The following is an 8205-nucleotide window of genomic DNA, read 5'->3' as shown; positions in this document are numbered from 1 at the left end:
CGGGGGTGGCAACGTCGGTGTTGCTGTGGGCGGCAGCCTGGCGCTGGCGCAGCAGGCGGTTGGCCACATCCAGCCAGGCCAGCGCGGAGGCTTCGATGATGTCCTTGCTGGTGCCGGTGCCGTCGTACTCCACGCCCTCGTGGCGCACGCTCAGATTGGCTTCGCCGCGCGCATCGGCGCCGATGCCGACGCTGTGCACGTGGTAGCTGTCCAGCATCAGCTGCACGCCGGTAGCGGCCGACAGCGCGCCGAACAGCGCATCGACCGGGCCGTCGCCCTGCGCGGTCTCGGCCACGCGATTGCCGTCCGGGTCGGACAGTTCCACCAGCGCATTGGCGCGGCTGCCGACGTCGCTGATGGTCATCGACGCCAGGCGATAGCCCTGCGCGTTGGAGCCACCTTGCATCAGCGTCTGCAGGTCGGCATCGGTGACCACGCGCTGCTGTTCGCACAGGCCCTTGAACTGCTCGAATACCAGCTTCAGTTCGTCTTCGTCCAGCCAGAAGCCCAGCGCACGCAGGCGTGCTTCGACGGCGGCGCGACCACTGTGGCGGCCCAGCACCATCTGCGAATCTTCCCAGCCCACGTCTTCCGGACGCATGATTTCGTAGGTGCCGCGGTGGCGCAGCATGCCGTGCTGGTGGATGCCCGATTCGTGGGCGAAGGCATTGGCACCGACGATGGCCTTGTTGCGCTGTACCGGCATGCCGACCAGGCGCTGCAGCAGCTGCGAGGTGCCGACGATGCGCGGGGTGTTGATCGAACTGTCCTGTTCGTAGAAGGCCTGGCGCACCTTCAGCACCATCGCGATCTCTTCCAGCGAACAGTTGCCGGCGCGCTCGCCGATGCCGTTGACGGTGCACTCGACCTGGCGTGCACCGCCTTCGATGGCGGCCAGCGAGTTGGCCACGGCCAGGCCCAGGTCGTTGTGGCAGTGCGCGCTGAAGATCACATTGGCGGCATTCGGCACGTCGGCGACGCCGGCGATGACCTGCTGGAACATCGCGCGGATCTCTTCCGGCGTGGTGAAGCCGACGGTGTCGGGCAGGTTGATGGTGGTGGCGCCGGCAGCGATGGCCACGCGCGCGACTTCGATCAGGTAGTCCAGCTCGGTGCGGGTGGCATCCTCGGCCGAGAATTCGACATCGTCGATATAGGACCGGGCCAGCGATACGTGCTTGCGTACCGACTCCAGTACCTGCTCGCGGGTCATCCGCAGCTTGTGCTCGCGGTGCAGCGGGCTGGTCGACAGGAACACGTGCAGGCGCGGGTTGGCCGCGGCCTCCAGCGCACGTGCGGAGGTTTCGATGTCGGCCTGCAGGCAGCGCGACAGCACCGCCAGGGTCAGGCTCGGGCGGCGCAGTTCGCGGCCGATCAGTGCCATCGCCTCACGGTCGGACTGCGAGCTGGCCGGGAAGCCGGTCTCGATGATGTCCACGCCCAGTTCGTCCAGCGCACGCGCCATCACCAGCTTCTGCGGCGGGCTCATGCTGCAGCCGGGGGACTGCTCGCCGTCACGCAGGGTGGTGTCGAAGATGCGGATGCGCGGGGTGGTAATTCGTTCGATGGTGGTCACAGGGAAATCTCCTCGACAGCGGGTGCGACGGCTTGCAGGGGGGAAGGGGAAGAGGTGGGGGAAGCGATGGCGCTGGCCTTGGCGGGCGAGCGCGGTGTTTCGCTGCGCCGTCGCCGTGGTTTGCGTGGCGGGCGCGGGCGGATGTCGGTGAGCAGGCCGGCGAGGACGCCGGCATCGATGTTGCCGCCGGAGACCACCGCACACTTGCGGCGGCCGGCGACGCGGCGGCCGGCGGCCAGCGCCAGCGCACCGGCGCCCTCGGCGATGATGTGTTCTTCCAGTGCCAGGCGGACCAGGGTTTCGCGTAGTTCGGCTTCGCGCACGATCACCACATCGTCCAGCAGCGAGGTGCACAGGCGGCGGGTCAGGAAGCCGGGAATCTTCACCCGCACGCCGTCGGCCAGCGAAGCAACGGGGGCGATCTCGCGCACGTCACCGCGGATCGCGCGGGCCATCGAATCGACGCCTTCCACCTGCGCGCCCACCACGCGGACGCCCTGCGATTTCAGTGCCAACGCAACGCCGGAGGCCAGCCCGCCGCCGCCGATCGGCACGATCACCACGTCCGGCGCGTGTGCGGCCAGCTCGATGCCGACCGTGCCCTGGCCGGCGATCACGTCGGCATCGTCGAACGCGGACAGGAAGCGGTAGCCGTGGCGTTGTGCCAGTTCGACCGCGAAGGCGTAGGCCTCGTCATAGCTGGTGCCGTGCTGGCGCACGGTCGCGCCCCAGTGGGCGACGCCGGCGATCTTGGTGGCGGGCGCGCCATGCGGCATCACGGTGATGGCCGGCACGTCCAGGCGGTAGGCCGCCCACGCCACGCCCTGGGCATGGTTGCCGGCCGAGGCGCAGATCACTGGCCGGGTATCGCCGCGCTCGCGGCCGGCCAGCAGCGCATTCAATGCGCCGCGTACCTTGTAGGAACCGGTGCGCTGCAGGTTCTCCAGCTTCAGCCAGGTACCGAAGCGTTCGGCATGGTGCAGCGGGGTGGGCGGCAGGAAGCGGCGCAGACGAGCCTGCGCCGCCAGTACGTCGGCGACGCTTACGTCGCCGACATCGCTTTCCTGGCTGGTGTCAGCGGCCGGCATGGGCCACCAGCGCAGTGCAGAAGACCGCCGCATGCGGGCACGGGCGGCGAAGAAGACGCCTCCGTACCGGCACCGTGGTCGCTACGGTACGGGTGTTCATACGGATGCTCCTTCCACGGCGGTGACCTGCACGGACACGCAGTCGTAGATCTTCTCGATCTGCCGGCACAGCGTTTCCGCCGGACGCTGGCCATCCACCACCAGCTGCAGGTGCCAGCGGCCATCGTCGGCGGCCACCGGCGCACCGCTGATCGCACGCGGCGCGAAGCCACGGCGTTCGGCCATGCCGATCACGCGCAGCAGCGCGCCTTCGGCCGGGTGCAGCACCAGGTCAAGCCGGTATTGCATTGGGGGTCTCCTGGCGGGCATGGGCGGGGTTGCTTTCCAGCATCGTGCTGTTGGCGGTGTTCGGCGGCACCAGCGGCCACACGTTGGCGCGTGCATCGATGGCCACGTGCAGCAGCGCCGGGCCTGGTTCGGCCAGCAGTGCGGCCAGGCCGCCTTCCACGTCGTCGCGGTTGTCGATGCGGGTGGCGGCGATGCCGAACACCTGTGCCAGTGCCACGAAGTCCGGGTTGTCGGACAGGTCGATCTCGCTGTAACGCTCGGCGAAGAACAGCTCCTGCCACTGCCGCACCATGCCCAGCGAACTGTTGTCCAGCAGCACGATCTTCACCGGCAGGCGGCAACGCGCGATGGTGGCCAGCTCCTGCACGTTCATCATGAAGCTGCCGTCGCCGGAGACCAGCACCACGGTGCGCTCGGGGCATGCGAACTGCGCACCCATCGCGGCCGGCAGGCCGAAGCCCATGGTGCCCAGCGCGCCACTGGTCAGATGATTGCGCGGGTGGTTGAAACGGCAGTGCTGGGCGACCCACATCTGGTGCTGGCCGACATCGCAGGCGATCACCGCATCGGCCGGTGCCAGCTCACTCAGGCGCTTCAGCAGGGCCGGTGCGTAGATGTGCTGGCCCGGCGCGTCGTAGCGTGCGGCGAAGCGATCGCGATGCTGTGCACAGCGCTTGCGCCATGCGTCCTGGTGGGCCTTGGGGGAGGGGAAGGCCGCACGCAGGGCGCGGATGGCATGGCCGACGTTGCCGGGCACGGCGACGTCGGCGCTGCGCAGCTTGGAGATCTCGTAGGCGTCGGCGTCGATGTGGACGACGCGGGCGAACGGTGCGAACTCGGCCAGCTTGCCCGTGGCACGGTCGTCGAAGCGCGCACCCAGCACCAGCAGCAGGTCGCTTTCCTGCACCGCCATGTTGGCCGCGCGGGTACCGTGCATGCCCAGCATGCCCAGCGACTGCGGGTGGTTGGCCGGCAGTGCGCCCAGCCCACGCAGGGTCATCACCGTGGGGATGGCACTGGCCTCGACGAAGTCGCGCAGGTCCTGCACCGCGTCGCCCAGCGCGATGCCCCCACCGGCGTAGACCACCGGCTTTTCGGCGGCTGCCAGTGCGGCGATGGCCTCGGCGATGGCCGCTTCGGCCGGCGCAGGCGGCGGCTCGATGCTGCTCGGCACGTGCGCTGGCAGATGACTGGCATCGGCCAGCTGCACGTCCTTGGGCAGGTCGATCAGCACCGGGCCGGGCCGGCCTTCGCGGGCGATGCGGAACGCATCGGCGACCACGCGCGGCAGGTCATCGACGCTGCGCACCAGCCAGCTGTGCTTGACGATCGGCATCGTCAGGCCGAACACATCCAGTTCCTGGAAGGCGTCGGTGCCCAGCAGCGGCGTGCCGACCTGACCGGTGATGCAGACCATCGGTACCGAATCCAGCATCGCATCGGCAATGCCGGTGACCAGGTTGGAGGCGCCCGGGCCGGAGGTGGCCACGCAGACACCCACCTGGTTGCTGGCGCGGGCAAAACCGTTGGCGGCCAGCGCCGCGCCCTGCTCATGGCGTACCAGGATGTGCTTCAGCGACGAATCCACCAGCGCGTCGTAGAACGGCATGATGGTGCCACCGGGATAGCCGAACAGCGTGCGGACGCCTTCGGCCTCCAGCGCCTGGGTCAGCCAGCGCGCGCCGTTGGGCGGCGCGCTGCGATGTGTCGAAGAGTTCATGGGGGAACCTTGCAAAGCGGGTGGGGGAGGGCCGCGCGGTTACGCGGCCTGTCCTTGCAACCAGACCATCTTGGCGCGCAGTTCCTTGCCTACCTTCTCGATCGGGTGCTCCAGGTCGGCCTGCTTGAACCTGTTGTAGTTCGGCAGGCCCGCTTCGTACTCGGCCACCCAGTTCTTGGTGAAGGTGCCGTCCTGGATGTCCTTCAGCACTTCCTTCATGCGCGCCTTGGTGCCGGCGTCGATCACCCGCGGGCCGCTGACGTAGTCGCCGTACTGCGCGGTCTCGGAGATGAACTCCAGCATGCGCGAGATGCCGCCTTCGTAGAACAGGTCCACGATCAGCTTCAGTTCGTGCAGCACTTCGTAATAGGCGATCTCCGGCTGGTAACCGGCTTCGACCAGGGTTTCGAAACCGGCCTGCACCAGTGCCGAGGCACCGCCGCACAGCACCGCCTGCTCGCCGAACAGATCGGTCTCGGTCTCTTCCTTGAAGGTGGTCTGGATCAGGTTGGCGCGAGCGCCGCCGAGGCCGGCCGCATAGGCCTGCGCGTGCTGCGCAGCCTTGCCGCTGACATCCTGGTAGACCGCCCAGATGCACGGTACGCCGCGCCCGATCTCATACTCACGACGCACCAGCGCACCCGGGCCCTTCGGCGCAACCAGCACCACGTCCAGGTCGGCGCGCGGCTCGATCATGCCGTAGTGCACGTTCAGGCCATGCGCGAACAGCAGGCAGGCGCCCTGCTTCATGTTCGGCGCCAGCACGTCGTTGTAGAGCTTCTTCTGCACCATGTCCGGGGTCAGCACGGCGACCAGGTCGGCGTCTTTCACCGCTTCAGCGGGCGCGATCACGGTGAAGCCATCGGCCTGCGCCTTGGCTTCGGTCGGGCCGCCCGGACGCAGGCCTACCACCACATCGAAGCCGGATTCACGCAGGTTCAGCGCGTGGGCGCGGCCCTGGCTGCCGTAGCCGATGACGGCGATCTTGGTCTGGGGCAGGTCGTTGGTGCTCATGGGGGAGGTTCCTTGCGGTGGGAAAAAAAAAGAACGGCCGGTCGTCGAGGTGACGTGCCGGCCGGTCAGGGGAAAGCGGTGGAGGAGGCGCCGCGCGTTGCACAGGCACAGCCACCACGAGGCGTCGCGGTGGTGCAGGTCCGGGTTGTGCGATCGGCGTTGTGCATGGTGGTTGCGTCTGAAACCAGGTTCTGAAATGAAAAAACCCGCACCGGGGCGGGTGCGGGTTTTTGAAGAGTTCCGGTGTGTTTGTTGCTTACACGCTGGCTCGTCCCGCACCTGTTGGTTGGGTAATAAGTACGAGCACAAGAATCGAACGCAGCGAAGCGGCGCCGATGTCGGCGGCTTCGATGTGGGTTCGCGGTGGCGTGTTGTGATGCAACATGTGATCGAGAGAAACACAGCCGTTTCGGCGCTGTCAACCCTCGCAACGGATTTTCCATCGGTTTCCGCTGCATCCAGCGGAATCGCTTGCGGCACAAGGATGGTTGCCGCTGAAAGTGTTTCGGTGAACCCCAATTCACTCCTTTCAGGGCAGTTTTTGCGCGGAATTCGGCGGATTTTCGCCTTGGTGGGGGCGGACCTTCCGCACCCCATCCCAGGATCAACGTCCATGACCTCTGCCCGATACCGCATGCAGGCCGCAGCGGCGAAGATCGAGGGACCACCCTTCCATCGGAACCCGACCGTGTCCCGACGCCTTGCCCGTTCCCTGCTGGCCGCTGCTCTGCTGGCCGCTGTGCCCGCACTGTCTTCCGCCGCCGACCGCATCACCGGCCACACCTTTGCCACGCGTTCGGAGGTGATCGCCCCGCATGCGATGGCTGCCACTTCACAGCCGCTGGCCACCCAGATCGCGCTGGACGTGATGAAGGGCGGTGGCTCGGCGGTGGACGCGGCGATCGCCGCCAACGCCGCGCTCGGCCTGATGGAGCCGACCGGCAACGGCATCGGCGGCGACCTGTTCGCCATCGTCTGGGACCCGAAGACGCAGAAGCTCTATGGCTACAACGGTTCGGGCCGTTCGCCGAAGTCACTCACCCTGGCCGAGTTCCAGCGCCGTGGCCTGAAGGACATCCCGGCTACCGGCCCGCTGCCGGTCTCCGTGCCCGGCGCAGTCGATGGCTGGTTCGCGCTGCACGACCGCTTCGGCCGCAAGCCGATGGCCGACAACCTGGCGCCGGCGATCCGCTACGCCCGCGAGGGCCATCCGGTGGCCGAGGTGATCGCCTACTACTGGGACCGCTCGGTGCCCAAGCTGTCGCAGTATCCGGGGTTCAAGGAACAGTTCACGATCAACGGCCATGCCCCGCGCAAGGGCGAGATGTGGAAGAACCCGAATCTGGCCAGCACGCTGCAGAAAATCGCCGACGGCGGTCGTGATGCCTTCTACAAGGGCGATATCGCCCGCAACATCGGCGACTACTTCAAGGCCAACGGCGGCTTCCTGAGCTACCAGGACATGGCCGACCACCACGGTGAGTGGGTCGAACCGGTCAGCAGCAACTACCGTGGCTACGACGTGTGGGAGCTGCCGCCGAACAGCCAGGGCATCGCCGCGCTGCAGATCCTCAACGTGCTGGAAGGCTACGACTTCTCGAAGATTCCCTTCGGTTCACCGGAGCATGTGCACCTGTTCGTTGAAGCGAAGAAGCTGGCCTTCGCCGATCGCGCGCGCTTCTATGCCGACATGGCGTTCCAGCCGGCGCCGGTGCAGAAGCTGATTTCCAAGGACTACGCCGCACAGCGCCGCGCGCTGATCTCGATGGACAAGGCGCTGAAGGAAGTGCAGCCGGGCACGCCGAAGCAGCTGGAGGAGGGCGACACGATCTACATGACCGTGGCCGACGCCGACGGCATGATGGTTTCGCTGATCCAGTCCAACTACCGTGGCATGGGCAGCGGCATGGCACCGCCCGGTCTGGGTTTCATCCTGCAGGACCGTGGCGAGATGTTCGTGCTGCAGAAGAACCATCCCAACGGCTACGCGCCGGGCAAGCGTCCATTCCAGACCATCATCCCGGCGTTCATCACCAAGGGCGGCAAGCCGTATGCCAGCTTCGGCGTGATGGGCGGCGCGATGCAGCCGCAGGGCCACGCGCAGATCGTGATGAACCTGGTGGATTTCGGGATGAACCTGCAGGAAGCCGGTGATGCACCGCGCATCCAGCACGAGGGCTCGACTGAACCGACAGGTCAGGCCACGGCGATGACCGACGGTGGTGAAGTGAATCTGGAAACCGGGTTCCCGTACGAGACGGTGCGTGCGTTGATGCGCAAGGGGCATCGCATCGTGTTCGCCGATGGTCCGTATGGCGGGTATCAGGCGATCATGCGTGATCCGGAATCCGGCGTTTACTACGGTGCGTCTGAGAGTCGAAAGGATGGGCAGGCGGCGGGGTATTGAGGTTTCCCGGCCACCGGGCGGAGCCCCCTCTGCGGTGATGGTTCGTGGAAGC

Annotated in this window: 6 protein-coding genes; 1 reads left to right on the top strand and 5 read right to left on the bottom strand. The window is 67.1% G+C overall.

Annotated elements, in window-relative coordinates; translation table 11 throughout:
- The 5 genes from QRO95_RS24580 to ilvC all read right to left on the bottom strand — a co-directional run.
- Nucleotides 1-1576 (bottom strand): 2-isopropylmalate synthase (locus tag QRO95_RS24580; protein WP_285303668.1); only part of this gene is annotated, 1576 nt, incomplete at its 3' end.
- Nucleotides 1573-2664 carry a threonine dehydratase gene (locus QRO95_RS24575; protein ID WP_032130451.1) on the bottom strand — a complete coding sequence of 364 codons (1092 nt, stop codon included), beginning with the start codon at nt 2662-2664 and terminating at the stop codon, nt 1573-1575. The genes QRO95_RS24575 and QRO95_RS24580, both read right to left, overlap by 4 nt.
- A 96-nt stretch (nt 2665-2760) precedes the next feature.
- Nucleotides 2761-3012 (bottom strand): ACT domain-containing protein, encoded by a 252-nt coding sequence (locus QRO95_RS24570; protein WP_014038403.1) that lies wholly within the window; start codon nt 3010-3012, stop codon nt 2761-2763.
- Nucleotides 2996-4732, bottom strand: coding sequence for an acetolactate synthase 2 catalytic subunit (gene ilvG, locus QRO95_RS24565; RefSeq protein ID WP_049462520.1), 1737 nt, complete (start codon nt 4730-4732; stop codon nt 2996-2998). The genes QRO95_RS24570 and ilvG overlap by 17 nt, the downstream gene beginning before the upstream one ends.
- 39 nt (nt 4733-4771) lie before the next feature.
- Nucleotides 4772-5746, bottom strand: coding sequence for a ketol-acid reductoisomerase (gene ilvC / locus QRO95_RS24560; protein WP_032130453.1), 975 nt, complete (start codon nt 5744-5746; stop codon nt 4772-4774).
- Between the two features lie 613 nt (nt 5747-6359).
- On the opposite strand from ilvC, the gene ggt reads away from it, so the two are divergent.
- Nucleotides 6360-8153 (top strand): gamma-glutamyltransferase, encoded by a 1794-nt coding sequence (ggt, locus tag QRO95_RS24555; RefSeq protein WP_285303666.1) that lies wholly within the window; start codon nt 6360-6362, stop codon nt 8151-8153.
- The last annotated feature ends 52 nt before the right edge of the window (nt 8154-8205 follow it).

Origin of the sequence: Stenotrophomonas maltophilia group sp. Smal13, from assembly GCF_030236855.1 — a bacterium.
Lineage (GTDB): Bacteria > Pseudomonadota > Gammaproteobacteria > Xanthomonadales > Xanthomonadaceae > Stenotrophomonas > Stenotrophomonas maltophilia_A.
The sequence above is the reverse complement of the archived record's forward strand: the minus strand, read 5'-3'. Positions and strand labels throughout refer to the sequence as shown.